Below are 25,791 nucleotides of genomic sequence, written 5' to 3' on the forward strand. Positions count from 1 at the left end.
TCCATTCCCGGCGCGGCTGTTTACGAACCCGGAGGGCAAAAGGACGATGCCGGAAAGTTGGAGTTTTTTGTCGGATACCGTTGAATTTTAATTCATATTTTGGTATGCTATTACAGGAATTCAAAGTGTTTTCCTGAAAATGCATATAATGCTCTGATAGGGAGAGCAGTTTCTACACCCAGCCGTAAACCGGGTACTATGTCATCCATAGATGGACTATGCTCCGGCGGGGCGTGGTGCTGTAGCTGTGGTCGTCATGCTTTGCGGCAGGCGGCCGTATTTTTTTGCATTTATTGAACAGGGCAGGAGGTTGTTTTATGCTGCATTCCATCACCGATGTACACGCACATTACGATGAAGCCGTCTTCGACACAGACCGCGGCGAGGTGCTGCGTACCTTGCGCGAAGCGGGCGTGTGCGCCATTGTCAATTCGGGCTCGAGCGTGCCGTCCTCCCGGCGCTCACTGGACCTGGCGAAACGGTTCGAGGGAGTATATGCCAGTGTAGGCGTATTTCCGTTGGAGGCCTACAACGTGCCGTCCGGCTGGTTGGAGCAGATCTCCGATATGGCGGAGGAGGACGGGTGTGTGGCCGTTGGAGAGATCGGACTGGATTACCATTTGGAGGATGGCGCAGGTCCCACATACGCGCAGCGGGAGACGCAAAAAAATGTATTTCGTGCCCAGCTGGAGCTGGCGCGCCGGAAGGGAATGCCTGTGGTCATCCACGACCGGGATGCGGATGAGGACGTCATCCGGCTGTTGGCGGAACTTCCATGCCCCGGGATGATCCACCGTTTTTTCAGCCGTGCCGAATATGGCTTTCAGCTTCTGGAAATGGGCCTTTCGCTGGGAATCGGCCCGGCTGTCACTTATTCCAATGCGGGAGAGCTGGTCCAGGTGGTGCGGCAGATGCCGTTGGAGCGGCTGTTGCTGGAAACGGACGCTCCGTTTTTACCCAGCGCCCGCTTTGAAGGCAAACGGGCGACTTCGGATATGATTGCGGACGTATGTGAAGTTGTCGCACAGATACGCGGAGACGTTACCCCGCAGGAGGTGGCTTTGGCTGCGCGTGAAAACGCCCGCCGGATGTTTGGCATCTGATCGTTTTGTATCGGGTACCGGCGCGGCCGCGCCGGTTCAGGATAAATAAAACAACTGAGAAACTGGAGGAATCTGTATGAAAACCAAGCTGGACAAGTACTTTCGTATCTCCCAGCGAGGCTCCACCATCGGCACGGAGCTGATCGGCGGCGCCACGACCTTTGCCACCATGGCCTATATTTTGGCCTACATGACCGGGGCGATGTCCGCGGTGCCGGGCATTGACCTGACGGGTGTGCTGCTGTGCACCGCGCTTATCACGGCCATTTCCTGCATCGCCATGGGCCTGGTCGCCAACGCGCCCATCGCGTTGGCGCCTGTTCTTGTTATCCCGAACCTGGTGGCCGGGATGGTGGCCAGCGGCGAGGCTACTTACGGCCAGGCGTTTGGCACGGTGGCAATTTCCGGCATCGTCTTTTTGCTGATCTCTGTTTTCAAACTGCGCGACCTGTTTGCACGGAGTCTGCCCAAAAACATCAAGATCGGTATCGGCGGCGCGGTGGGCCTGCTGATTGCCAGCATTGGCCTGAATACCAGCGGCCTGGCCGCTGCGGGTGAGGATGGCAGCTTCATCAATTTCAGCGATAAAAGCGTGCAGCTGGGGCTGATCGGTTTGGCCATCGCCCTGCTGCTGACGTATCTCAAAATCACGGTCAACGGCCGCACCTATAAAATCAAGGGCGCGCTGCTGATCTCTATTGTTCTTACAACGATCATCGGTATCCCCATGGGCGTTACGGTATTGCCCGAAAATATCTTCACCCGTGGTGCGCTGGCATCCATCGGCAATGTGGCGTTCCAGGTGGATATTCTCGGCGCCCTCAAACTGAGTTTTGTTCCGTTCATCATCATGCTGCTGATTAACGATTTCTTCGGCACATTGGGCACGGGCCTCGCCATGGCGGGCAAAGCGGGGCTGCTGGATGAGGACGGGAATTTCCCGGCCTTCGGCAAGGTGTTCCTGGTGGACTCCAGCGCTACCATCCTGGGAAGCCTGTTCGGCATCACCACCGTGAGCTGCTTTGCGGAGAGCGCCGCCGGGGTTGAGAGCGGCAGCCGCACGGGCCTTTCCAACCTGAGCACCGCGTTTTTCTTCCTGCTGTGCATGCTGTTCAGCCCATTGTTCCTCATGATTCCCGGCGCGGCAACCGGCAGCGCGCTGATCGTGGTGGGCATCTCCATGCTGGAAACACTGCGCGACGTAGACTTTTCGGGCTCTGAATTTTTGCCTGTGGCCGTCATGCTTCTGGTGACTGCCTATAAAGGCGACTATGTCGCGGGCATCGCGCTGGGCATGTTCACTTATCTGGTGGTCAGCGTCATCCGCGCGCTTGTAAACCGCGATGCGAAGTACGTCCCGCAGTGGCCCGCCTGGGTGCTTGGCGTGCTTATGGTACTGTATTTTATTTTCTGATCACTGCAAGAAATCGAGGCGTTGGCTATGAAAAATCTGCATCAACAGGTATTGGAGCTTCTGCCGCAGTGCATCGAGGACAGACGCTGGCTGCACCGGCATGCCGAGCTGTCCTTCCGGGAATACAAGACAGCGGATTATCTGGAGCAGGCGCTGTGCGAACTGGAAGGGCTGGAACTCAGCCGTCCTACGCCCACCAGTGTGATGGCGGTACTGCGCACCGGAAGGCCCGGCCGCTGCCTCGCCATTCGTGCGGACATCGACGCGCTGCCCATCCGCGAGGAAAACGAGCTGGATTATCGCTCCTGCAATGAAGGCGTGATGCACGCCTGCGGCCATGACGGGCATGCGGCTATCCTGCTGAATTCCGTGCGGCTGCTGTGCCGCCGGCGGGAGGAGCTGTGCGGGGAACTGCGCTTTATTTTTCAGCATGCGGAGGAGACCCCTCCCGGCGGTGCGGTGGAAGTCATCCGCGCCGGCGTGCTGAAGGGTGTGGACGAGGTGTTCGGTCTGCATCTCACAAGCACGCTGCCCACGGGCAGCTTCGGCGTGTGCAGCGGCGTTCTCACCTCGGCCACGGACCGTTTTGAGATCGAGATCACCGGCCGCGGCGGACATTCCAGCATGCCGCAGGAATGCATAGACCCTATTGTGACCGGCGCACAAATCATCCTTGCGCTGCAGACCGTGCTTTCCCGTTCGCTTCGGCCCAGCGACCCGGCGGTGCTCTCGGTATGCCAGGCCCATTCCGGCTCGGCCTACAATATTATACCCGGCAGCATGCATTTGACCGGCTCGGTGCGCAGCTACGATGAGCGGGTGCGCGCCACTGCCGAGCGGCGTATCCGCGAGATCAGCGAAGGCATTGCCGCCTCGGCAGGGGCGGATGTGCAGGTGGAATATGTGCGCGGGTACGATTCCATCCGCAACGATCCGGCGCTGACCGGCTGGGCGCGAAATATGATTGCGCAAACCTTTGGCACGCAGGCGGTGCATGAGCTTTCACCGATCGCGCCGGGAGACGATTTTTGCTATTACGACCAGGTGTGCCCGGGTTTTTTCCTTGAGCTGGGCGCGGCAAACCCGGAAAAGGGAAGCGATGCTCCCCATCATAATGCCCGGTATCGCTTGGACGAAGACGCGCTGGCTTACGGCATGGAGTATACAGTCGCTCTGCTGAGCGGCCGATGCTGTTTACAGGCGCTCTGAGGCTTTGAAAAAATGAGTGCGTTTCCCAAACGGGAAACGCACTTTTTCGTATGGGGAGCAACGCCGGAGACAGATGCTTTTGCCTTAGCTGAATGGCTTGGGCGCAGCTTTTGTACCGGCTCACTCCGGAAGGGGGGATGTCTGCTTTTTTCGCATGCGGTTGCGCATTTCGCGCGGGCTTTCGCCCGTCAGCTTGCGAAACTGGCGATTGAAGCTGGACAGGGACATATAGCCCACTTGGTGGCATATTTCCAGTATCGATTTATTCTCGGCGGAAAGCATTACCGTTGCCGCTCCGATGCGGACGCGGTGGATATAATCGGAAGGCGCGCATTCCAATGCGCTGTAAAATTTTCGACGCAGGGTCGATACGCTCATATTGCAGAGCTGTGCCAGCGTTTCGATCGGGCAAGGCTCGGCATAATGGTTGGAAACATAGGTCACTGCAGGTGAGACTTCGGCAAGACGCCAAGGGGCAACCTGGCGGTGGTCGGAGAGACGTGCATGCTTGTATAGAATGCTTCTCACCAGCCACTCTGCGCATTGGCGGCTGCCGGGCCTTTTGGCCTGCAATTCATCCACCATCATCTGAACGAGTGTCAGGATATCGCGGCCCTCGGCAGTGGAGTCATCCAGTATGGGGGCGCCGATATGTCCCGCCGTAAGGGATTCGTCATCTTTGGCGCTGAGAATGCATTCATCGACATTGATAAAATACCATTTTGCGGGCTTATCGGGATTGCTCTGGGCGATATGGATCTGCCCCTGGTAGATGACCGAGGCACAGGGAGCCTGAAATGGGATGACCTTATCCTCCACAAAAAATATCCCGCTGCCTTCCGTGCACCAGCCCAGTTCAAGTTCGTTGTGATAATGCAAATACCTTGCGTGGGTGTCCATTTTGCCGGGGGAATTCTGCGGCCATAAAAAGAATGGATCGCCTTTTTCAAAAACGGTATGTTCGTACAGAACTTTTAACTTGTCTGCGATGCTTTCTGTGCAGCTTGATTGAATCTGCATAATTTTGCCTCCATTTTGCGTGGATTTGCCTCATCAGCTATTGTATACTGAATTTGCTGGGATGGCAATGAATTTGAAAAGATACCGCTCAAGGCTGAAAAAATTACCTTTTTGTCGGAAAAATCCATTTCGCCAAACGGGTGAGGACGGGGAAGCGGGAGAGGAGCCGCAGTGCGGCACGAATGTTTTCGCATCCGGCGGAGTACATATCTAGGGCCGGAGACCAAAAAATGTTTGCTCGGCTGCGAAAAGCACGACCCTCAAAATTGATTCGGCGAAAGCCGGATTCAAATATAAAATGGAGGTTGAGTTTCATGAAAAAAAGGTCGATCAAAAAAGTGTTGGCCCTGGGCCTCGCCGGTGCAATGCTCTGCGGCATGCTGACAGCCTGCGGCGGTGCCAACGGCAGTTCTTCCGCACCGTCTGCTTCGTCAGAGGGACAGGCAGAGCCTGCAGCTCCCGAAACAGAGAAGGAGAAGGTCGTGCTTTGGCATCTGTGGACCGGTGTAGAAGCCGGATACTTGGATGACGCTGTGGCGGCTTACAACGCGCAGAGCGATAAATATTATGTGGAGGCCCTCTCCGTACCGGATTCTCAGAAAATCATGGTAGCGATTCAATCCGGCGACGGACCCGACATTACGGATGACTTTACAAACAACATCGGCGCGTATGCTTCGAAAGGCATCATGCTCCCGCTGGATGACTATATTGCCAAGAACAATACCGACTTGTCCGACATCATTCCCTCCACGCTGGAAGCCTGCAAATATGAGGGGAAAACCTACGCGCTGCCCGCCGGCATGAACCTGATGGCGCTGTTTTACAATAAAACGCTGCTGGCTGAAGCAGGTTATACCGAGCCGCCCAAAACAATGGAAGAAATGTATGAGATGGCTGTCAACACCACAAAGCTCAATCCGGATGGAACGATTGACGTGATGGGCTATCCGGATTTTCCCTCTGTTTATTATACAGACAACTTTGCGGCGGCGCTGGGCGGCGGCTGGTACGATGAAAACGGAAAGCCTGCGTCGCCCGACAACGAAGGCAACCTCATGGCTTTGAAATATGCGGTGATGTACCGTGAGAAATTCGGCGTTGAAAACGTAGCCAAATTTGGTTCCGCAGGCAAATATCTGGACCCCACCGACCCCTTCTTGGCTGGAAAGCAGACCTTCCGCGTGGACGGAAACTGGCTTGGCGCCAACATCAACGATACCTTTAAGGTGGATGTGGATTACGGCTGCACATTCATTCCTTATCCGGAAGGCCATGAAGAGCTGAAAGGACGCGGCATTGCCAGCTCGTCCATGTTCTATATCCCCAGCAACAGCAAAAACCCGGACGGCGCCTATGATTTCCTCACCTTCATCTGCGGCCCGGAGGGAACGATGCTTCAGAGCGTGTCCCACGGCGGATTCCCTTCGCTGTTGTCACAGCTGGAGAGCGACGAGTTTGTAAACGGCAGCTACAACAGCGACGTGTTCGCCGAATTGGCCGCCAGCCCAAATCTGTTTGCCCTGCCCAACGTGCCGCAGAGCACCGAGTACAATACGATCATCAAGGAAGAGGTAGAGCTTGCGCTCAATCTCAAGCAGACTCCGGAGCAGGCGCTGCAAAACATCTATGATAAGGGCTCTGAACTGTTCAAGTAGTGGTGCGCATATATTTGCTGTTTGTTAACAGGTTCGTTCTGTAGGAACGAATGCACAGTTAACTGTTCGTAAAGGGGCCTTGCATGTAAAGGCCCCTTTACACATGTTATATTGCATAGCTTCTTGAAAGGTGGATATCATCATGCTTCAACACAGGGCCATCAAAAGCAGAGCTTCAAAACGTAGAAATCATACAGCGGCGGGTATTTTATTCGCGCTGCCCTGGATCATTGGTTTTTTGGCGTTCAGCCTGTATCCCATCATCATGTCGGTGTATTACAGCCTGACAGACTTCAACATGTTCCAAACGCCGAAATTTGTAGGGTTTGAAAATTATTCGGCGCTGTTTCAGGATGAAAAATTTTATAAAAGCCTGGGCAATACGCTGTATATGACGGTTCTGGGCACGCCGCTGTGCCTCGTGGCAGGCCTGCTTCTGGCGGTGCTTCTGAACCAGAAGGTGCGTGCCATGCCCATTTTCCGAACGTTCTTTTATCTTCCCAGCATCGTGCCGCTTGTCGCATCCTCCATGCTGTGGCTGTGGATTTTGAACCCGCAGTACGGCCTTTTGAACAACATCCTGCAGAAACTGGGGCTGTACCAGCCCAACTGGCTGACCGACCCGCGTTTTACGAAACCTGCGCTGCTGATCATGGGCGTGTGGGGTGTCGGCAGTATTATGATCATCTTTCTGGCGGCGCTGCAGGACGTGCCCCGCACTTTGTATGAGGCTGCCGAGATCGATGGCGCAAATGCTTTGAAGCGCTTTTTTTACATCACTCTGCCCGGAATTTCTCCTGCGATCTTTTTCCAGCTGATCATGGGGATCATCAACAATTTTCAGTATTTCACACAAGCATATCTGATGATCGGAAGTTCCACGGGCGGCGGTCTGAACGTGGTCAGCGGCGGCGCTGAAAATTCCCTGCTGTTTTATGCGCTGTATCTGTATCAGAACGCATTCAACCTTTTCAAAATGGGCAAAGCGTCCGCGATGGCCTGGATCTTGTTTGTTGTTGTGGCCGTTGTGACTGCAGTCGTTTTTAAAACGCAGGATAGGTGGGTGAGCTACGGTGAAGAATAATGCTTCTCTCGCGCGTGCGAACAAAAACATCAGGCGGCGCAAGCTGTGCGGAAAGGCGGTCACGGTATTTCTGCTTGTGGCGCTGTCCGTCGTCTTTCTGGTACCGTTTGCATGGATGCTGCTTACTTCGCTGAAGTCCATGGAAGAGGTTTATCAGCGTACTATTTTTCCGACAAAGCTGCACTTCGACAATTATATTCTGGCTGTTACGCAGATACCGTTCCTTCGCTATGCGTGGAATACCATCGTCATCACCGCACTGTGCGTTGTGGGAACCGTGATATCCTCCGCGATGGTGGCCTATTCCATGTCGAAGGTGCGGTGGAACGGGAAAAAATATTTGTTCCCGATCATCGTGGCCACGATGATGATCCCATATCAGGTCACTTTGATCCCGCTGTATATGATATGGAACAAGCTGGGGCTGATCGGCAGCATCGCGCCCCTGGTGGTGCCCGCGTTTTTCGGCGGCGCATACTACATTTTTCTGCTTCGCCAGTTCTTTAAGAGCATCCCGGATTCCCTGCTGGAAGCCGCGGAGATCGACGGCGCCGGAGAGGTGCGCATTTTTGCACAGATCATGCTGCCTTTGTGCAAACCTGCAATGGCAAGTGTCGCTATTTTCACTTTCATCAACACATGGTCCGATTTTATGGGTCCTATGCTGTATCTGAACCGTCAGGAAAGCTACACGCTTTCCATTGGCCTGCAGGCTTTTTTGCAGCAGCACTATGTGCAGTGGGGCATTCTGATGGCGGCTTCTGCTATTTTTACGATCCCGATGATCGTCCTGTTTTTCTTTGCACAAAAATACTTTATCGAAGGCATCACGGTAACGGGTGTAAAGGGCTGATGCCGGAAAGGGTGCTTTTATGAATCGGATATTGTATGTTCCGCTGGACGAACGTGCCTGTAATTATGAATTCCCCGCGCTTCTGGCAGGCATGACAGAGGACGTCGCTCTGGTGGAACCGCCCGTCGGCTGGATGGGCTTCAAAAAAAAGCCGGCGGATATCGACGCGCTCTGGGCCTGGCTTTTCGAGAATGCGGGGCAATGCAGCCACGCCATCCTTTCCGTGGATACGCTGGTTTACGGCAATATCATCAATTCCCGAACGCATCACCGCCCCCTGGAGGCATGCATAGAAACGCTCTCCCGGTTCACCGAACTGAAGCGGAAAAACCCGGAGCTTTCCATTCATGCGTTCAATCTGGTGGCGCGGGTGGCGGCATATGACAGCGCCGCGGAGGACCCGGATTACTGGGCGTCATACGGAAGAAAAATATGGCGTTATGCATGCCTGACGGACAAGGCCGAGCGGGGAGAGGCGGATGAGGCGGAGCGCGGGGAATGCGCCGCGCTCCGGCGCGAGATACCGGACGGCGTTCTGGACGATTTTCTGGCGCGCCGCGCGGTGGACCGGGCGGTCAACCTTGCGTGTGTGGACCTGGTGCGGGACGGTGTATTCGATGTGCTTACCGTCCCAAAGGACGATACCGCCGAGTACGGGTATGCGGCGCTGGACCAGATGGCCATTGCAAAGAGAGTGCGCGAGCTTCGGCTGCCGGACCGCGTCTTCGTATATCCGGGGGCCGACGAGGTGGGAAGCGTGCTGTTTGCCCGTGTTTTCAACCAGATCAAAAACTACCGCCCGCGCATTTACGTAAGATATTCCTCCGTGTACGGCCCGTTTATTGTGCCGCGCTATGAGGACCGGCCGCTGCAGGAGGGAATAAAAGCGCAGATCACCTCTCTGGGAGGCGTAGTTTTGGATGCGCCCGGTGATTCCGACTGCATGCTGGCTGTAAACAGCCCGGGAAAGCATATGATTGAATCCGTCGAGCAATATACAAAGGACCTCACCTTTTCCACGCATCTGAATTTGAATGAGCTTTTCCGTTATATGCGCTATTATCATGAGGAATACGGCCGTCCGGTGGGCCTGGCGGAGGTATCGGTAGCCAATGGATGCGAAAACGACTGCATGGAATTGGGACTGCTGACCGGAACCTATGATTACCTGACCGCTGTGGGAGGCTGGAACACCGCGCAGAATACCATTGGCGTCGTGCTGGCGCAGCTTGTGATCGCGAGCTATTACAATGGCTTTTGCGGCAGGCCGGAGCAGCTCCGGCGGTCGGAGGAGTTCATGGCGAGCCGTCTTGCCAGCGACTGGCTGTATCAATCCAATGTGCTGCACAGGTACCTTGCGGAGACTGCGGGCACGGTAGACCCTTATGCGCTAGGGCGGCATTACGGGGATGCGGCGGAATATTTCAGGCATGGGCTGCAAGCGCTTCTGGACGAGAAGTTTACGGCCGGGATACGCGGCCGCCGTCCCATTGTGGACACGCTGCAATTCCAGTGGGACGGAATCTTTTACATCCGGCTGCATGTCCGGCTGGAAGAAGTGCTCCGCGCAGAAGGTACTAAGGAAAAGACAGATACAGGAGAATGACGCATGATCACGAAAGCCGCTTTGCTTGAGGACCTGGACCGTGCGGGTATAGACCCGCACGGCATGCTGCTGTGCCATTTTTCAATGAAAAAGATCGGCCCCGTGGAAAACGGCGCCGACACGGTGCTGGACGCTTTGATGGAATACATGAAAAATGGATTGCTGATCGTTCCCTGTCACACCTGGAGCAATGTCAACGATGAAAACCCCGTGTTTGACGTGCGGGAAACAAAGCCCTGCGTCGGGCTTCTGCCGGATCTGTTCCGGCGGCGGAAGGGCGTGGTGCGGACGCTGCACCCCACGCATTCGCTGTGCGTTTACGGGCCCCGGGCACAGGCGTTTGCAGAAGGGCAGGAGCGGTTCGATACGCCCTGTGCGCCCGGCTCCTGTTACGGCGAGCTGCTGCGGCAAAACGCGCAGGTGATGATGGTGGGGGTCACGTTTGCCTGCAACACCAGCGTACACTGCATCGAGGAGATCGCAAACGTGCCCGGCCGCCTTACAGCAGAGCATCATCCGCTGTTTGTGCGCGATCAAAGCGGGCGGTTGCTTTCCGTGCCGTCCCGCCGCCATCAAAACGCCAATTCGGACCATTACGTCAAGCTTGAACCGGTGATGTTTCACAGGAATATACTGCGGCGCGTCCCGTTCGGCAATGCCGAATGCCTTTTGTTCCGCGGCAAAGACCTGCTGGCCGTTACGCTGGAGCTGCTGAAAAAAGACCCGGATCTTTTCGGCAGCGGCGCGCCCGTCCCGCCGGAGTGGTATTTAATCTGCCTTTTACCGTGCGGCAAAAGGGCGCTCTGCGGAGCGGACAAATTGATAGGAAAGAAGGAACTGTCGTGAAAATATTGAACTTTGGCTCTCTCAACCTGGATAAGGTGTATAAAGTCGCGCACTTTGTGCGCGAGGGAGAGACCATCAGCGCACAGGAACAGAACCAGTTTTTAGGAGGAAAGGGGCTGAACCAGTCTGTCGCGCTGGCAAGGGCGGGTATCTTTGTGGAGCATGCCGGAGCAGTGGGGCGGGAGACGACGGAATTTCACGCGCTGCTCAAGGCTGAGGGCGCCGGCACGACGTATCTGCGCGTTCTGGAAACGGTGAGCGGGCATGCCGTGATCCAGTCCTGTGCGGGACAGAATTGTATCATCGTGTACGGTGGGGCAAACCGGATGACCCGGCCGCAGGATGTGGACGCTTTTTTAAAGGACTACGGCCCCGGTGATCTGCTGCTGCTTCAGAATGAAACATCCTGTGTCCGTTATGCAATGGAACAGGCCAGAGAAAAGGGAATGACGGTCGCGTTCAATCCTTCGCCCATAGACGGTTCCCTGACACAGGATGTGCTTGCACTGGCGGACGTGCTGTTCGTCAACGAGACGGAGGGAGGGCTTTTGTCGGGCACTCCGGCAAACGAAAACGAAGCGGTTTTGGCGGCGCTTGCGGAACGTTTTCCCCGCGCGGCTGTCGTTCTTACCGTGGGAGGCGAGGGCGCGCTGTACCGTAAGGGCGGCGTGCTGCTCCGCCAGAGGGCATATCCTGTGAAGGTCGTGGACACAACGGCCGCGGGAGATACATTCACAGGGTATTTTCTGGCAGGTATGATCCGCGGGTTTGACCCGGGAAAATGCCTGCGCTGCGCAAGTATGGCGGCTGCGCTTGCAGTAAGCCGGGAAGGCGCTTCGGCAAGCATTCCCACATGGAGGGAAGTATTGGATTTCAGCGCGGCGCAGGGGGAACCACTGGAGAGCTTACGGGGAACAGGAGCCGCGGCGCTTTGACAGGCATTGGCACGGCGCGTCCATGGAAAAAAGGGCTGCCGGAGGCGCCGCCAGATGACGGAAGAAAGAGGCGAATGGCATGAACACAGTCACAGTGATCCCGGCGGTGCGCGTATCCGAACAGGTCCAGCCGGAATTTCGCGTATTTTCCCATGAGGCGGATGCCCTGCAGATCGACGTGCTCCGGGGCGGATGCATATTGTTGGGCTGCACGCGGAAGCTGACGCCGGGAAAAACATCGGTGTTTCGTTACAGCCTGAAGGGGGCTGTGGGCGATGTGGAGCTGCGCTTCCGGTTTTACAGGGGAGAGAAGGAGGTGGAGACAAGCTCGGCGCCGTATCAGGTCGTTCCCGGCAGTGTGCCCGCCACAGGCCTGATCGACGGCTGCTGGATATCCATCTGCCACTGGAGCGAACAGGAAGCGGTGTTCTTTAATTCGGAACTCAAAAAAATGCGGGACGAGGATTTCGAACGGCATATCGAGGAGATGTCCCTTCTTGGAATACGGGGCGTTGTGATCCAGAATGTATTTGATTCCTCCCATTATGTGGGCCGCCATGAGATGACCTGCGGGAGCTATGACGGCCGGGCATTTTATCCTTCCGGGCTCTATCCCGAAAGAATGCCGCTTGCCGCGCGGGACCCCATTGAGGCGGTGCTGCGGGCCGCTGACCGGTGTGGGATGCATGTGCTGCTGGGTGTGGGCCTGTTCGCCTGGTTTGATTTTTCGGAACAGTCGCTGGAGTGGCACAGGCGCGTTGCACGGGAGCTCTTTCAGCGGTATGGAGGCCATGCGTCCTTCTATGGCTGGTATGTTTCAGAAGAGATCATGGGAGACCTGTATTATTCGTACATGCCGCACTCCGCAGAGCGCTGGAAGGAGCTTGCCGTGTTCTTTCACGAGTTCCGTACTTTTGTACAGGAACTTGCTCCCACAAAACCGGTGGCTTTTGCGCCCAATAATGTACGGTTCCATCTTTATGCGGAGGAATGGAAAACCATCCTGCCCTTTATTGATATTTTGATCCCGTTTGCTTTTGCGCGCGATCCGGAACATCTGAATGTCGTGCAGATGAAGCAGATCTGCGACGAATGCGGCACGCACATGTGGGTGGATATGGAGATGTTCCGGGAGCCCTTTGAGGATGGGCTTGTACCCAAGACGATGGAAGCGCTGCTTCGTGAGATCCGTCAATATGACGCTCTGGAGCAGTGCTACGGCTACCAGTATACGGGGCTGATGAACCATCCGGCCTCCCGCTTTTCTCTGGGAGGGGAGCCCGCAAAAGAATTGTATGCCCGGTATTTACAATATTATCAGGCGCGCCGTGCTGCATGGGGATATGGGGAAAAACAGCAATGATTTCCGCGGCTCGAAAAAGAGGCCCGGCGGACAAAATCGGAGGGAAAAGTATGAAGGAGATACTCGGCCGCATCGTTGCGGCGGAATTGGAAGAACGCCGGAAGCAGGGATACGATGTGGAAGCGCTGCGGCCTCTTCTGGGTAAGGCGTCCGGCAGCTGTGACGCGCTGCTGGCGCTTTCACAGCGCATCAAAGAGGCGCCCATACGGCAGGATTGGCCGTACGAGGAGCCGGACGACCTGGAAAGCGTGATGGCGGCGTGTGACCCAACGCGCAGGCGGGAAGCGTCCCGTCTGCTTTCCGATGGGGAGATCGAGGCGCGCGTCCGCTCCGCGTTCCTGACTTCGGTCTGCGCATGTATCCTGGGCAAGCCCCTAGAGGAGGCTCCCTACGGCGGCCTCGAGGATATCCGCGCCGCCGCGCAGGCAAGCGGAGAATGGCCTCTGCGGGATTATGTGAGCGATGCGATGCTTACGGCGTGGGGGAGGCGGAACCCATCCTGGGTGGAAACGACCAGAGGAAGAGTGCGCTATGCCGCGTCCGATGACGACATCACCTATACCATCATGGGCATGCTGCTGCTTGAAAAGCGGGGAAGGGATTTTTCGCACGAGGACATGCGTCAGCTTTGGCTGGAGAACCTTCCGATCTATTTGTGCTGGGGCCCCGAGAGGACGGTGCTGCTGCGCGCCGGCCTTGCGGTTTTGGCGCCCGATCTGCCTTATGATATGGACGATTGGGCGGTGCGGCTGAATCCGGGCCAGGAGCTTTGCGGTGCAATGATTCGTGCGGATGCCTATGGCTATGCGTGTCCCGGCGACCCGGAGCTTGCCGCACGGCTTGCATCCCGTGACGCATCCTTTACACACCGGAAAACCGGCGTATACAGTGCAATGTTTGTTGCGGCGGCAATTGCCGCCGCGTTTACTGCGGAAAATTGGAAGGAGATCGTCGTCACCGCGCTGCAGTATGTTCCCCAGCGCAGCAGATTTTACGAACAGGCTTCCACCTGCCTGCGCATGGTGGATGACGCCGCTTCTTTCGAAGATGGTTATAACGCGGTCCATACCGAATACGGCGCGTTTGGAGCGGGGCAGGTCGTACAGGAGATCGGCACAGTCATCAATACCCTGAAGTTTGCCCGGGATGCTGAGGAGGGAATCGGCATGCAGGTGGCGCAGGGAAACGATTCCGACAGCTTTGCCTGCAGCTGCGGTTCCATTTTGGGCGCTTATTTCGCCGATGGCCTGCCTGAACACTGGTATGCGCAGTTCAATAATACGATACACACGACAATGGGGAATTTTCACGAGACCGATCTGCAGGCTCTGACAAAGCGCATGCAGCTGCTGTACAAGCGCGTTCGGCAGCCGGAAGCACCGCTTGCCTGAGTGCGCGCCCGGTTCATCTCCGTCCGATTGGCAGGCTGCCGCTCCCGTGCCCTTTATGCCGCGGCGTTGGCATAAAGGGTTTTTTTATCCGCTCCGGCGGAATTTTCTGCAAGGCGCGCAGTGGGGGCGGGACTTGCGCGAAACTGCATGATTTTATCCTTTTTTTGCATAGATTTGGGCTGTTTATTATTGTATATTTATTGTACTGAAGGAAGAACCGGGCATTCCCGACTAAGGGAAAACAGCCTTTTTCTGTCGGCTGCCCGGCTATTTACTGCGAAAGGTGTTTTGATATGGACCCCATTGTAAAATACCCTGATTTCACACAGCTGGACGCGCTGAGCACACCCCTGCGGGAATATGCCAGATTGAAATGCGAGCAAGGAGCGGAAACAGGCGCCGCCGCACTGATCGGTCAATTGACGGAGACCATGCGCTGTACGGTCCGGCTTCTGCAGGAGCTGCCGGACGATGCCGCTCTGTCTGCCTGTGAACCAAACGAACTGGACGCCATCCGCGCGCTGCGTGCACCGGCGCAGCGCCGCCTGTGGGAGGCGCTGCCGCCCGAGGATATCTGGATGGACAAATTGGAGGGCGCGCTGCTGGGGCGCATCATTGGCTGTCTGCTGGGCGTGCCCGTAGAAGGGCTCTCGGTGGAAAGCATGCGTGCATGGAGCGAGTACATCGGCAAGCCCTTCCCGCCGGTTTCCTATTGGGAAGAAGTGCAAAATCCGGAGCTTTGGAACTGCTACGGCCGTCAGCGCGGCGAATACCGGAAATGCGCGCTCCGGTCCGCTCCGGTAGATGACGACCTGGCCTATACACAGCTTGCGCTGCTGATTTTGGAAGAATACGGGCCTGATTTTACGACCGAGGACGTTGGGGAGGCATGGAAAAAATATCTTCCCGTTGCCTGTACGGCGGAGCAGGCCGCTTTGGACAACCTGAAAAAAGGCGTGCCGGCGCGGGAGGCTGCGGACAGGGACAATCCGTTCTGCCAGTGGATCGGCGCCGCCATCCGTTCTGACGGATTTGGCTGGGCAGCGGCCGGCCTGCCGGAGCTGGCGGCAGAAATGGCCTGGCGAGACGCCCGCCTGAGCCACAGGCGCAACGGTATTTACGGAGAGATGTTCCTGGCGGCGGCACAGAGTGCGGCTTTTGCTGTGAGCGACCCCCTGGACGCCGTGCGGGCCGGCATGGCGGAGATCCCACGGGAGTGCCTGCTTTACCGGGACCTTGACTGGGCGCTGGAGCATTGCGGCGCGGTGCGCGGCCACGGCGATGCGCGCCGGCTGGTGGATGAACGGTTCGCGGGAATGCATGCCGTTCACACCAACAACAACCTGTGTCTGATCGTGTTTGGCCTCAAGCTGGCGGAGGGAGACCTGATGCGGGGACTGTCCCAGACTGTTGCGATGGGCCTTGACAGCGACTGTACCGCCGCCTCCGCAGGCAGCATTCTGGGCGCGGTTTTGGGCAAGAGAGCGATCGCCCCGGAGTTGTACGAGTGCTTTCACGACCGTATGGATACTTATCTGAAGAACACGGAGGCGTTTTCGATACGGGATATGGCCAAGCGGTATTCCGCGCTTGCACACAAAGTGCATTCCCGGCTGTGACCGCCGCCTTAGGAACATGCCGCCGGAAAAACGGGGAGGCTGCCGCTGTTGCAGGCGTTCGCCCCGTTTTTCCGGTTTTCTATGGCCGTTCAAACGGCTGAACGCCGGGATTCGCCCGGAAGATGAGTATTTCTGCTGATTTTGCAAATTGCTATTGTGCGCACAGTACAGTTTGGGATATAATATAAAACGGCCTTGAGGCAAGGCCGTTTTTTGTGTTGCAATTTTACATCAATAAAAGAGGGGTTAGTACAAATGAGAACTGTTGGCACCACTTCGCGCGGCGTACGCTGCCCGGTCGTCCGTGAGGGCGACGATCTGGTCAAAATCGTCACCGACGCCATCCTCGCCTGCGGTGAAGAGCAGGGCCTCACCTTCCATGACCGCGATATCGTGGCTGTTACAGAGGCTGTTGTGGCACGCAGCCAGGGGAACTACGCCGGTGTGGAGGACATCGCCGCCGACTGCCGCGCAAAATTCGGCGCCGATACGGTGGCGCTCACATTTCCCATCCTCAGCCGCAACCGCATTGCCATCTGCCTGAAAGGCATTGCAAAGGCTTTTAAAAAAGTGTATATCCTTATGAGCTATCCCTCCGACGAGGTTGGAAACCATCTGTTCGACGAGGACTTGCTGGATGAAAAGGGCGTAAACCCCTGGAGCGACGTGCTGGACGAGGCGAAATACCGCGAGCTGTTCGGCTATGAGAAGCATCCCTTCACCGGTGTGGATTATGTGGAGTATTACGGAGACCTGTTCCGTGCGGAGGGCTGCGAGCCGGTATTCCTGTTCGGAAACGACGTGCGCGCCGTGCTGCCGTATACAAAGAATGTGCTGTGCTGCGACATCCACACCCGCGAGCGCTCCAGGCGCCGCCTGCTGGCTGCGGGCGCGGAAAAGGTGCTGCTGCTGAGCGACCTTATGACGGCCCCGGTGAACGGCAGCGGGTACAACGAGCAGTTTGGCCTGCTGGGCTCAAACAAGGCCACGGAGGAAAGCGTGAAGCTGTTCCCGCGCGATTGCCGCAGCTTTGTGGACGCGCTTGCACAGAGCCTGCGCAGCGCCACGGGCAGACAGATCGAGGTCATGGTGTACGGCGACGGAGCCTTTAAGGACCCCGTGGGCAAGATCTGGGAGCTGGCCGACCCTGTCGTGAGCCCCGCATACACCAGCGGCCTGGAGGGCCAGCCCAATGAGCTGAAGCTGAAGTATCTGGCGGACAACGATTTTGCCTCTCTTTCCGGCGATGCGCTGACCAGCGCCATCAAGGACAGCATCTCCCACAAAAATGCGGATTTGAAGGGCCAAATGTCCAGCCAGGGCACTACGCCCCGCCGCCTGACAGACCTGATCGGCAGCCTGTGCGACCTGACCTCCGGCTCCGGCGACAAGGGGACCCCCATCATCCTCATCCAGGGCTATTTCGACAATTTTGCCGTATAAATCGCAAAAGCACCCCCATCCGAGGATGGGGGTGCTTTTCTGTTGCGGGGCTGTTTGCCCGCCCGGCGCACATCCGGGCGGCATGCCCTTACAGCAGGCCGCGAATCAGCTCTGCGGCATCCGCTATGTATTGGGCCAGCGGCTTTTCCGGAAGGCCCGCAATGTGCGCCCCGCATTTGGCAACGGGGATGAGCACCTTGTGAGCCGGGCTTTCCGCCACGGCGCGGGCCATGGCCGGGCTGCATTCGCCCAGCATGCTGTTTGCCATCACAAGGCCGATGGGACCCGCCAGAATACGCGCCCGCGCGGCGTTCACGATCACGGCGTTTTCTCCCGTGGCTCCGGCGGATGCACCCGCCCGGAGCATGGCGCTGGTGGCCAGCGCGTTGGTGCCCACCGCCACGATCTCCTGCGTCACGCCGCCCGCGCGCAGCGCCTCGATGAGCGCGCGGCCAAAGCCGCCTCCCTGCCCGTCGATGATAACAATATCCATATTCCGTCCTCCTTACATCAGCGGCGAGAAGAAGCGCAGGAACACCTGCGCCAGCCATTTGTACAGCGGCGTGCGCAGCACATCCGCCATCGTTACCTCATGGCTTTCAGCCAGCGTGGCGCGCACGTCTTCCAGCACGTCCCGCACCATGTGGCCGCCGTAAAACGCGCAGCAGTTTTCAAAGTGCAGGTACAGGCTGCGGTAATCCATGTTGGCGCTGCCCACAATGGCCTCGCGGTCGTCGCTGACATACATTTTTGCGTGCACGAAGCCGGGGGTGTACTCGTAAATGCGCACACCCGCTTCCAGCAGGCGCGGATAATAGCTCTGCGTCACATAATACACATACCATTTATCCGGCACACCGGGCGTGAGGATGCGCACGTCCACGCCGCTTTTGGCTGCAAGGCACAGCGCGGTGACCATCTCGTTGTCCACGATCAGGTAGGGCGTAACGATGTACACATAATCCCGCGCGTGCTGAAGCACGTTCAGATACGCGCTTTCGGCCACGGCTTCGCCGTCCAGCGGAGAATCACAATAGGGCTGCACATAGCCGTCCGCTTCGTATTCGCCCAGGGGCATATAATCGGTGTACGGGGTGGTGGTGCCCGCCACAAAGTCCCACATTTTCAAAAATGTTACGGTAAGCGGATAAACGCCCGGCCCTTTCAGCATCAGGCCCGTATCCTTCCACACGCCGCAGCGTTGCTTGCGGTTGATGTACTCGTCCGCAAAGTTCAGCCCGCCGGTGAAAGCTGTTTCACCGTCCACGACGGTGATCTTGCGGTGGTCTCGGTGGTTGAGCATTTTATAGTCAGAGATATGCAGCGAAAAATGCAGCGGATTGAATACATGGCACTTGATGCCCGCGCGGCGTATCTCTTCGTCATAATCACCGGGCAGTGTGAACATGGAACCGAAGCCGTCGTAGATCAGGCGCACGTCCACGCCCGCGGCGGCTTTTTCCTTAAGCACGGCCAGCGTTTCGTTCCACATTTCGCCTTCTTCAACGATAAAATATTCCATGAAGATATATTTCTTCGCGCCGCGGATGACCTCCAGAAAACGGGCGAAAAAATCCTGCCCCATGGGATAATACTCGCTCTGCGTGTTGCAGTAGAGAGGGGCCGAGGCGTTGCGGGACAGATATTCCACACTGCGGCGAAAAGCGGGCTCCCGGGCGTACAGGGCCTCTGTTACCGCATCGTCCTGCACCATGGCGGCGGACGCGGCCCGTTCGATGTCTGCAAATTTGCGCGCGTTTTTGGGGGTGACGCCCTGGTTGCCCCACCACAGGTAGAATACCGCCCCTGTAACGGGCAGGGCCACCACAATGAGCAGCCACATGATTTTGTAAGCGGGATTGATGTTGTCGCGTTCGATCACGGCGATGACCACCAGCACGCTGACCAGCGTGAGGATGATGTAAGCCACCGTACCCGCGCGGCTGAATACCAGCATGAGCGCCGCAAAAAGTCCCACCTGGCATGCGATCAGAAGCCCGAACAGGAATGTCCGGGAGAGCAGAAATTTGAGTATCTTTTTCACACCGTACCTCCACACAGACGCAAGAGAGCGCTTGTCCCGATGCTTTATAGTGTACCATATTTCGCGCAAAAAAAATAGTAATGCAGTAGGCTTTGCCGGGAGTGACCGGGAAAACTGCCGGTAAAAAGGCGCGCCCCGCAATGCGGAGCGCGCCTTGTAAGGTTTGTATGGGGCGATTCAGGCGGCGCTGTCGGAACCGGATGCGCCGGATGCGGGCGTGCTGCCGCTCTGCGCGGCGGAATAAGTGCCGATGGTAACGCTGTTGACGATGACGTCTTCCAGCGGGCGGTCGTCTTCGCCGCATTCCACGGCGGCAATGGCGTCCACGACGTCCATGCCGTCGTACACCTGGCCGAACACGGTGTTCAGGTTGTCAAGATAAGGCGCGCCGCCCACGGCCTGATAGGCGGTTACCACGGCCTCGCGCACACCTGCCTCGGTCAGCGTTTTGGCCAGAGTCTTATCCACGGAATCCTGGGCGCTCTGCACGATATAAAACTGGCTCAGGTTGCCCGAAGCACCGTCCGGGGCGTGCGCCATGGCAACGGCACCGGCATAATGGTGCAGACGGTCGGAGATCTCGTTGGGATAAGAATTTCCGTTCCAAATGGTGGAGCCGCCAGCGCCGGTACCTGTGGCGTCGCCTGTCTGGACCAGAAAGCCCTCGATCACCCGGTGGAAGGACAGGCCGTTGTAATAGCCCTGCTGGGCCAGACCGACAAAATTTTCCACAGCCATGGGGGCGATATCCGGGTACAATACAAAAGAAATATCGCCCAGCGTTGTGGAGAGCGTAGCGATGGGGTCGCCTTCGGCGGGCGTGATGAACTGGAGCTCGCCAAGGTCTGCGGGACGGGTGCGCTTGCCCGCGGCGGCAGCGAGACTCCCGCTTTCGCAGGCGCCCAGCAGCACGCAGCACGCGGCTGCGGCACAAAAGGTGATAAAGATACGTTTGGTCAAGGCTGTTTCCCCCTGTGCGGCGGTATCCGGGCGCAAACGCCCGGATACCGGATAAAGATAAAAGAATGTTTTTTACGCTCCGCCGCCCTGCGCGGCAGTGTGAACGGAGCTTGCAGGCCGCAGCGCAAAGCGCGTTCACGGCATGTGCGCGCGGGCTTTGGCTTTGAAATTATTTTATCACAAACCCGGAGGGAAAGAAGTGAATGAACTGTAAATTTACGGGGCATGCTTGACGGCGGGCGCCGGATTGGGTACAATAAAAACAGAAACAGGAACGACGAGCAGTGAAGGAGATCATTCCCATGCCTCAGGACGAACAACTGGACGATTACTCCCCGGACCTCATCACCCTGACGGATGAAGACGGCAAGGAGTTCAGCTTTGAAGTGATCGACGCCGCCGATTACAACGACGAGCGCTACCTGGCGGTGGTGCCCTATGCCGAGGATTCCACGGAGCAGCTGGAGGAGGACGCAAACCTCATCATCATGCGCGTGGGCGAAGAGGACGGCGAAGAATATCTGGACGTTGTGGATGACGATGAGGAGCTTTACGAGGTGAGCGACATGTTCGCGCGCCGTCTGGAGGAGTTGTACGACATCGACCTCAACGGCGGCCAATAAACCGGCAGGCAGCCTGCCCTGTGCGATTTGATGCGCCATATATTTAATCCTACTAACCATTTAAAGGGAGCCCGGAGTCCTATGTGAGGGGATCGCAGACCTCCCGCCCGGCCTTGGCCGCAAGCGGAGGAAGGGAGCGTGAAACTCCGGCAGGGCACCCACCTGCCATTTCGGTAGGTTTTGGTGTGGCGCAGACGGCAGGGCAGGTTACTGATTGAAAACAGGAAAGGGCGCGTGCTGAAAAGCACGCGCCCTTTTTGCCGTTGAGGTTCGGGTTCAGTAGCCCAGCTCCTGGCCCACGAGGATGACCTTGATGCGGCCCGGCACGCGCTGGTAGCGGTGCAGCACGTATGTGCAGCAGATGCGGCCGGGACTTTGGCAGTTTTCGCACTGGCCTGTAACGGCGCAGGGCGTTTTGCAGGAAAGGCGTTTGGCATTTGCCGGCGCGGCAACGGCCTTGACACGGGCGTCGGCGGCGGCAAGGTCTTTCACGATTTTGTTGGAGCCCACCACGAGGATAACACTGGCGGGGCCGAAGGTAATGGCGGCCACGCGGTTGGCGTTGCCGTCCACATTCAAAATTTCGCCCGCCTCGGTGACGGCGTTGGCGGAGGCAAAATAGCAGTCGGCGGAAAAGATCTGCCGGTAGATCTTCCCAATGTCCTCCGGCGTCAGGCCGGGAGCGCCACGGTCAAGAAAATGGTATGCGCCGCTTCGCAGCAGATCCATCACGCCGCATTCCTCCAGCGTCATGCTGCCGCCCGCGCCAACGGTCGCGCCTTCCGCCACCAGCGTTTTGACAAGAGGCACCACTTCGTCGGCCGTTTTGACGCAATAGGCCTCCATGTTGTTTTTTCGCAACGCGGCGGCAGTGCGCTCCATGCGCTGCGCAACCACATAAGCAAGAGCTTCGTTCATCCTATCCCATCCTTTCCGTCTGAGCCGCCCGGCGGGCGGCGGGTACACCATCAGTATAGCACGCCGCCGCACCGCGCGCCACAAAAAACGCCGCCGTCCGGATGGGGATCGACCCGGACAGCGGCGTTTTCGGTTATTCTGCCGCAAGCTGTGCCAGCAGAGGCAAAAGCTGCGCCAGCGCGTCGATGACAGGTGCGCCCGTTGCGGCCAGCACTTCCCGTGGCTGGTGCCCGCCCGAAAACAGCACGCAGCGTACGCCCAGCGCACGGGCCACTTCAAAATCATGCTCGCTGTCGCCGACCATCATGATGCGGGCCGGGTCCGCGCCGCTTTCCCGCAGCCAGCGCAGGCCCACTTCCGTTTTGCTTTTGGCATAAATGTCCGACAGGCCCAGCAGCGTGTCGAAACGGGAACGCAGGCCGAAATGCTCCACCTGCTGCTGCAGATTCTCCCGTTTGGAGGCGGAGAGCATCACTTGGCGCATGCCCTGCGCACGCAGCGCGTCCAGCACGGCGCAGGCATCCGGCTGCAGTGGACAGTCAAGGCTGCGGGGCGTGTACAGCCGCATGTATTCATCCGCAAGTGCGGCGAACGGATGACGGGAAAAATCGAACCCCGCCCGGCGGTAATAGGTCTCGATGGGAAAGCAGAAGACCTGCCGGTAGGCTTCCATGCTGCCCACGGGCGCATAACCGTGGCGGGCAAGCATCGTGTTCAAAAGCTCGCAGCACAGCGCGGCGTCATCCAGCAGCGTGCCGTTCCAATCCCACAGGACCGTGTCGAAAACAGGCATGGTCTCACTCCTTGGTCGGTAAAAATGCGAAACAGCCGCGGGCCGTCGGTTCGGCCATACGGGCCGACAGGATAAGCTCTTGTCGCGGAACAAGCGGAAAAAACGTTCAATCCCGGAACCACGCCCGCAGTGCGGGCGTTTTTTCAATGATGCGCACCAGCGGCAGACCCAGCGCGAAGCAGGAGAAGAGCTGCCCCAGCGCAACACCGCCGGCCTGAAGCAAAAAGCCCGCAAAGGTGCGCGGGCCGAACGCCCACGCAAGCTCTGCGCCCACGACAACGGCGTTGATGAGCACAGGCGGCACAGCCGCGGCCACGGGCAGGCCCCTGAGGCGCACACGGGCAAGGCGGCGCGTACACAGCGCGGCAGTGAGCGTGGCGGCGGTACCGAATACGATGTCCAGCGCGCCCAGCACGTTTGCCCCGGTAAACACGCCCACAAGGTTCGTGAGGAAACAGCCCAGCGTGACGCCCACAACGGCGTCCGGCACAAGCACGGGCAGCAGCGTGAAGGCCTCGCTCACACGGGCCTGTACGGCGCCAAAGGCGATGGGGGCGAGCACGAGGCTCACAGCGGTGTAGAGCGACGCAATGAGCGCGCAGCGGACGATGGTTCTGGTTTTTGTCTTTTTCATGGTACAGTTTTCCTTAGCGGCAGTATTTTACCCCACCGGTGCCGCCGGGCCGGAGGGGTGGTCCGCGCAAAAGCGCGGCGGGCACAAAATCCCACGGAAGGCACAGCCTTCTAAGTTGCCCGTCAGGCTGTTTCGCGCCTGTAAAAGCGCGGCGCAAAACGGCCTGCTGTGCGGCGCAGGGCCGCAACGCATAGTATAGCACAAACCTGCGCGCTGTGCTACAATTATTTCCAAATATGTGCCCGAAAAAGGGCATGCGAAGGGCGGCGCGGTTTGGCGCGGTCCGGGGAGGGCAAGAGATTATGAAGAGGAAAGCATTGCGGGCGGCGTTTCCCCACACGCTGCCCGTGCTGACGGGCTATGCGTTTTTGGGGCTGGCGTACGGCATTTTGATGCAGAGCGCGGGGTTCCCGTTCTGGTATCCGGCGCTCATCAGCCTGGTGGTATACGCGGGCAGCATGCAGTATGCGGCAGTGCCTCTGCTGGGTGCGGCATTCGACCCTGCGGGCGCGTTTTTTCTGACGCTGATGGTAAACGCGCGGCACCTGTTCTACGGCGTATCCATGCTGGAGCCGTACCGTGCCGCGGGAAAGAAAACGCCGTATCTGGTATTTGCAATGTCGGACGAGACGTTCTCCGTCAATGTGTCCGCCTGCCCGCCCGAAGGCGTGGACCGCGGCTGGTTCATGTTCTGGGTGTCCCTGCTGGACCAATTTTACTGGGTGGCGGCGTCCGCGCTGGGCGGGCTGCTGGGCCGCGTGCTCACTGTCAGTACAAAGGGCATTGAGTTTGTGATGACGGCGCTTTTCGTTACCATTTTTACAGGCCAGTGGATGGAAGACAGAGAGCACCGCCCGGCGCTGGTGGGACTGGGCGCATCGGTGCTGTGCCTCGCGTTGTTCGGGGCGGGGAATTTTATTCTGCCCGCGATGGCGCTTATTGTATTGCTGCTGCTTGTAATGCGGCCCGCACTGGACAAAAAGGGGGCGGTACGATGACGACGGCACAAAGCCTGATCACCATTGGGATAATCGCGCTGGGTACAGTGTTCACACGTTTTCTGCCGTTTTGGCTGTTTCCCAAGGGGAAACCGGCGCCGCGCATCGTGGCATATCTGGGAAAGGTGCTGCCCTGTGCTGTGATGGGCCTGTTGGTGGTGTACTGTTTGAAGGATGTGCAGCCGGCGGCCGCGCCCTACGGCCTGCCGGAGCTGATCGCCGTGGCGGCGACGGCGGGCCTGCATGTTTGGAAAAAGAACACGCTTTTGAGCGTGGGCGTGGGTACGGTACTGTACATGCTGCTGGTGCAGCTTGTGTTTGTTTGAAAGCTGCGGAACGAACGCTGCTTTGCATCAGAAATGTTTTCCTTCGCAAAGCAAGCGGCGCTTCAATTCCGCCTGTGCTTTCCGGGCGGCGGAAAAACGGCGCCGCGCGGTTGAAGCATGCATATAAAACGCGCCCCGGTATCGCTTTTCAGCCGTACCGGGGCGCGTTTTTTCTTCTTTTCAGGTGAACAGGGAATTGCCTTTGCACAGGCGGACGGCCTTATTTCCGCCTGTCGTACTGGGGCTTTTTCTTCTTTTTCTTGACGGAAAAACCGAAATCGCCGATTTTTTTGCCCAGTGCAAAATATTCGCCGTGGGCATATGTGCACAGGCCCGCCTTGGCCAAGCGCAGCCTGCCCTTTTCGTCCAGAAGCTCCTCGTCCACGTTCACGGCAACGATGTCCGCAATGAACATATCATGGGAGCCGCCCAGCTTTACAATGTCTGTCACGCGGCATTCCAGGTTCACGGGGCTTTCGCCCACCAACGGACAGGAAACCTGCGAAGCGGCAAGCGCAGTAAGGTGCATGGCTTCGAATTTGCTTTCGTCCCGCCCGCTTCGGACGCCGCAATAGTCGATGGCGCGCACCAGCGCGGCGGTGGGCAGGTTGATCACGAATTCCCGGCTTTCCGTTATGAGGCCGTGGCTGTACCGCTCCGGCCGCACGGAGATATAGGTTTTGGGCGGCTGTGACTGCAGCATGCCCGTCCACGCCACCGTCAGCACGTTCGGCGCCTCCAGCGTACCGCAGCTTACCAGCGCGGGCGGCACGGGCGCGACGAGCGCCGAGCCTTTCCAGACCTGCTTGCTCATGGCTATGACCATTCCTTTCCGCTGCGCTCCAAGGCACCAAAATGGATGAAACACAAGTGCCTCTAACACAGCAATTCAAAATTTGTTAGAATGGGCTTGAGGAAGCAGGCACACTACAGAGCACGTGGAGGTGAGTA

General features: G+C 57.9%; 24 protein-coding genes, 1 other RNA gene and 1 riboswitch. Of the genes, 17 read left to right on the forward strand and 8 right to left on the reverse strand.

Annotated elements, in window-relative coordinates:
- Positions 1-121 precede the first annotated feature (121 nt).
- Positions 122-219, forward strand: a riboswitch (purine riboswitch).
- A gap of 98 nt (positions 220-317) precedes the next feature.
- The 3 genes from IIY41_RS01650 to IIY41_RS01660 all read left to right on the forward strand — a co-directional run bounded on the left by IIY41_RS01650 (position 318) and on the right by IIY41_RS01660 (position 3,726).
- Positions 318-1,103: a TatD family hydrolase gene (locus tag IIY41_RS01650; RefSeq protein ID WP_050004822.1), complete on the forward strand. Its 786-nt coding sequence runs from the start codon at positions 318-320 to the stop codon at positions 1,101-1,103.
- 76 nt (positions 1,104-1,179) lie between these two features.
- Complete coding sequence (locus tag IIY41_RS01655; RefSeq protein ID WP_050004821.1) at positions 1,180-2,517, forward strand: NCS2 family permease; 1,338 nt, start codon at positions 1,180-1,182, stop codon at positions 2,515-2,517.
- A 27-nt stretch (positions 2,518-2,544) separates the two neighbouring features.
- Positions 2,545-3,726, forward strand: a complete 1,182-nt coding sequence (locus IIY41_RS01660; protein WP_009322151.1) for a M20 metallopeptidase family protein — start codon at positions 2,545-2,547, stop codon at positions 3,724-3,726.
- Between the two features lie 120 nt (positions 3,727-3,846).
- Here IIY41_RS01660 and IIY41_RS01665 read toward each other — a convergent pair whose 3' ends face one another.
- Complete coding sequence (locus tag IIY41_RS01665; protein WP_154523609.1) at positions 3,847-4,746, reverse strand: AraC family transcriptional regulator; 900 nt, start codon at positions 4,744-4,746, stop codon at positions 3,847-3,849.
- Between the two features lie 314 nt (positions 4,747-5,060).
- Here IIY41_RS01665 and IIY41_RS01670 point away from each other — a divergent pair, with 314 nt between their 5' ends.
- The 10 genes from IIY41_RS01670 to IIY41_RS01715 all read left to right on the forward strand — a co-directional run bounded on the left by IIY41_RS01670 (position 5,061) and on the right by IIY41_RS01715 (position 17,544).
- Positions 5,061-6,404: an ABC transporter substrate-binding protein gene (locus IIY41_RS01670; protein WP_009322153.1), complete on the forward strand. Its 1,344-nt coding sequence runs from the start codon at positions 5,061-5,063 to the stop codon at positions 6,402-6,404.
- A gap of 142 nt (positions 6,405-6,546) precedes the next feature.
- The gene (locus IIY41_RS01675; RefSeq protein WP_287399379.1) at positions 6,547-7,488 is read left to right on the forward strand and encodes a carbohydrate ABC transporter permease; all 942 of its coding nucleotides are present in this window, start codon (positions 6,547-6,549) and stop codon (positions 7,486-7,488) included.
- On the forward strand, positions 7,478-8,341 hold the full coding sequence (locus IIY41_RS01680) for a carbohydrate ABC transporter permease (protein WP_082052126.1): 864 nt from the start codon (positions 7,478-7,480) through the stop codon (positions 8,339-8,341). Before IIY41_RS01675 ends, IIY41_RS01680 begins: the two co-directional genes overlap by 11 nt.
- 19 nt (positions 8,342-8,360) lie before the next feature.
- Positions 8,361-9,947: a DUF4127 family protein gene (locus IIY41_RS01685; RefSeq protein ID WP_287399381.1), complete on the forward strand. Its 1,587-nt coding sequence runs from the start codon at positions 8,361-8,363 to the stop codon at positions 9,945-9,947.
- Positions 9,948-9,950: 3 nt separating this feature from the next.
- On the forward strand, positions 9,951-10,793 hold the full coding sequence (locus tag IIY41_RS01690) for an AAC(3) family N-acetyltransferase (RefSeq protein ID WP_287399383.1): 843 nt from the start codon (positions 9,951-9,953) through the stop codon (positions 10,791-10,793).
- Positions 10,790-11,728 carry a ribokinase gene (locus IIY41_RS01695; protein WP_117473239.1) on the forward strand — a complete coding sequence of 313 codons (939 nt, stop codon included), beginning with the start codon at positions 10,790-10,792 and terminating at the stop codon, positions 11,726-11,728. Before IIY41_RS01690 ends, IIY41_RS01695 begins: the two co-directional genes overlap by 4 nt.
- Positions 11,729-11,807: 79 nt before the next feature.
- Positions 11,808-13,091, forward strand: coding sequence for a DUF4434 domain-containing protein (locus IIY41_RS01700; protein WP_287399384.1), 1,284 nt, complete (start codon positions 11,808-11,810; stop codon positions 13,089-13,091).
- Positions 13,092-13,141: 50 nt separating this feature from the next.
- A complete protein-coding gene (locus IIY41_RS01705) occupies positions 13,142-14,482 on the forward strand; it encodes an ADP-ribosylglycohydrolase family protein (protein WP_256291190.1) in 1,341 nt (446 codons plus the stop codon).
- 293 nt (positions 14,483-14,775) lie between these two features.
- The gene (locus tag IIY41_RS01710) at positions 14,776-16,101 is read left to right on the forward strand and encodes an ADP-ribosylglycohydrolase family protein (protein WP_055079597.1); all 1,326 of its coding nucleotides are present in this window, start codon (positions 14,776-14,778) and stop codon (positions 16,099-16,101) included.
- A gap of 255 nt (positions 16,102-16,356) precedes the next feature.
- Positions 16,357-17,544, forward strand: coding sequence for a coenzyme F420-0:L-glutamate ligase (locus IIY41_RS01715; RefSeq protein ID WP_050004812.1), 1,188 nt, complete (start codon positions 16,357-16,359; stop codon positions 17,542-17,544).
- 88 nt (positions 17,545-17,632) lie between these two features.
- Here IIY41_RS01715 and IIY41_RS01720 read toward each other — a convergent pair whose 3' ends face one another.
- The 3 genes from IIY41_RS01720 to IIY41_RS01730 all read right to left on the reverse strand — a co-directional run bounded on the left by IIY41_RS01720 (position 17,633) and on the right by IIY41_RS01730 (position 20,548).
- Entirely contained in the window at positions 17,633-18,037 is a 405-nt protein-coding gene (locus IIY41_RS01720) for a DUF3842 family protein (RefSeq protein WP_009322164.1), read from the reverse strand.
- Positions 18,038-18,049: 12 nt separating this feature from the next.
- On the reverse strand, positions 18,050-19,588 hold the full coding sequence (cls, locus tag IIY41_RS01725) for a cardiolipin synthase (protein WP_050004811.1): 1,539 nt from the start codon (positions 19,586-19,588) through the stop codon (positions 18,050-18,052).
- Between the two features lie 177 nt (positions 19,589-19,765).
- The gene (locus IIY41_RS01730; protein ID WP_055079598.1) at positions 19,766-20,548 is read right to left on the reverse strand and encodes a peptidylprolyl isomerase; all 783 of its coding nucleotides are present in this window, start codon (positions 20,546-20,548) and stop codon (positions 19,766-19,768) included.
- A gap of 284 nt (positions 20,549-20,832) precedes the next feature.
- Here IIY41_RS01730 and IIY41_RS01735 point away from each other — a divergent pair, with 284 nt between their 5' ends.
- Both IIY41_RS01735 and ssrS read left to right on the forward strand, forming a co-directional pair.
- Entirely contained in the window at positions 20,833-21,171 is a 339-nt protein-coding gene (locus tag IIY41_RS01735; protein WP_242853454.1) for a DUF1292 domain-containing protein, read from the forward strand.
- A gap of 7 nt (positions 21,172-21,178) precedes the next feature.
- A non-coding RNA gene (ssrS, locus tag IIY41_RS01740) (6S RNA) lies at positions 21,179-21,384 on the forward strand.
- Between the two features lie 63 nt (positions 21,385-21,447).
- On the opposite strand, the gene IIY41_RS01745 is transcribed toward ssrS, so the two are convergent.
- The 3 genes from IIY41_RS01745 to IIY41_RS01755 form a co-directional block, all read right to left on the reverse strand.
- Positions 21,448-22,089, reverse strand: a complete 642-nt coding sequence (locus tag IIY41_RS01745) for a lactate utilization protein (RefSeq protein WP_287399390.1) — start codon at positions 22,087-22,089, stop codon at positions 21,448-21,450.
- A gap of 133 nt (positions 22,090-22,222) precedes the next feature.
- Positions 22,223-22,882 carry an HAD family hydrolase gene (locus IIY41_RS01750; protein WP_055079599.1) on the reverse strand — a complete coding sequence of 220 codons (660 nt, stop codon included), beginning with the start codon at positions 22,880-22,882 and terminating at the stop codon, positions 22,223-22,225.
- Positions 22,883-22,988: 106 nt separating this feature from the next.
- Positions 22,989-23,516 (reverse strand): QueT transporter family protein, encoded by a 528-nt coding sequence (locus tag IIY41_RS01755; RefSeq protein ID WP_009322170.1) that lies wholly within the window; start codon positions 23,514-23,516, stop codon positions 22,989-22,991.
- A gap of 302 nt (positions 23,517-23,818) precedes the next feature.
- Between IIY41_RS01755 and IIY41_RS01760 the strand changes: the two genes are divergently transcribed.
- Positions 23,819-24,514, forward strand: coding sequence for an AzlC family ABC transporter permease (locus tag IIY41_RS01760; protein ID WP_055079600.1), 696 nt, complete (start codon positions 23,819-23,821; stop codon positions 24,512-24,514).
- Positions 24,511-24,840: a branched-chain amino acid transporter permease gene (locus tag IIY41_RS01765; protein ID WP_050004806.1), complete on the forward strand. Its 330-nt coding sequence runs from the start codon at positions 24,511-24,513 to the stop codon at positions 24,838-24,840. The genes IIY41_RS01760 and IIY41_RS01765 overlap by 4 nt, the downstream gene beginning before the upstream one ends.
- A gap of 220 nt (positions 24,841-25,060) precedes the next feature.
- Here IIY41_RS01765 and IIY41_RS01770 read toward each other — a convergent pair whose 3' ends face one another.
- Positions 25,061-25,654 (reverse strand): flavin reductase family protein, encoded by a 594-nt coding sequence (locus IIY41_RS01770; protein WP_058723196.1) that lies wholly within the window; start codon positions 25,652-25,654, stop codon positions 25,061-25,063.
- Positions 25,655-25,791: the final 137 nt, after the last annotated feature.

This window comes from Ruthenibacterium sp. (assembly GCF_017421385.1).
Classification (GTDB): Bacteria; Bacillota; Clostridia; order Oscillospirales; family Ruminococcaceae; genus Ruthenibacterium; species Ruthenibacterium lactatiformans.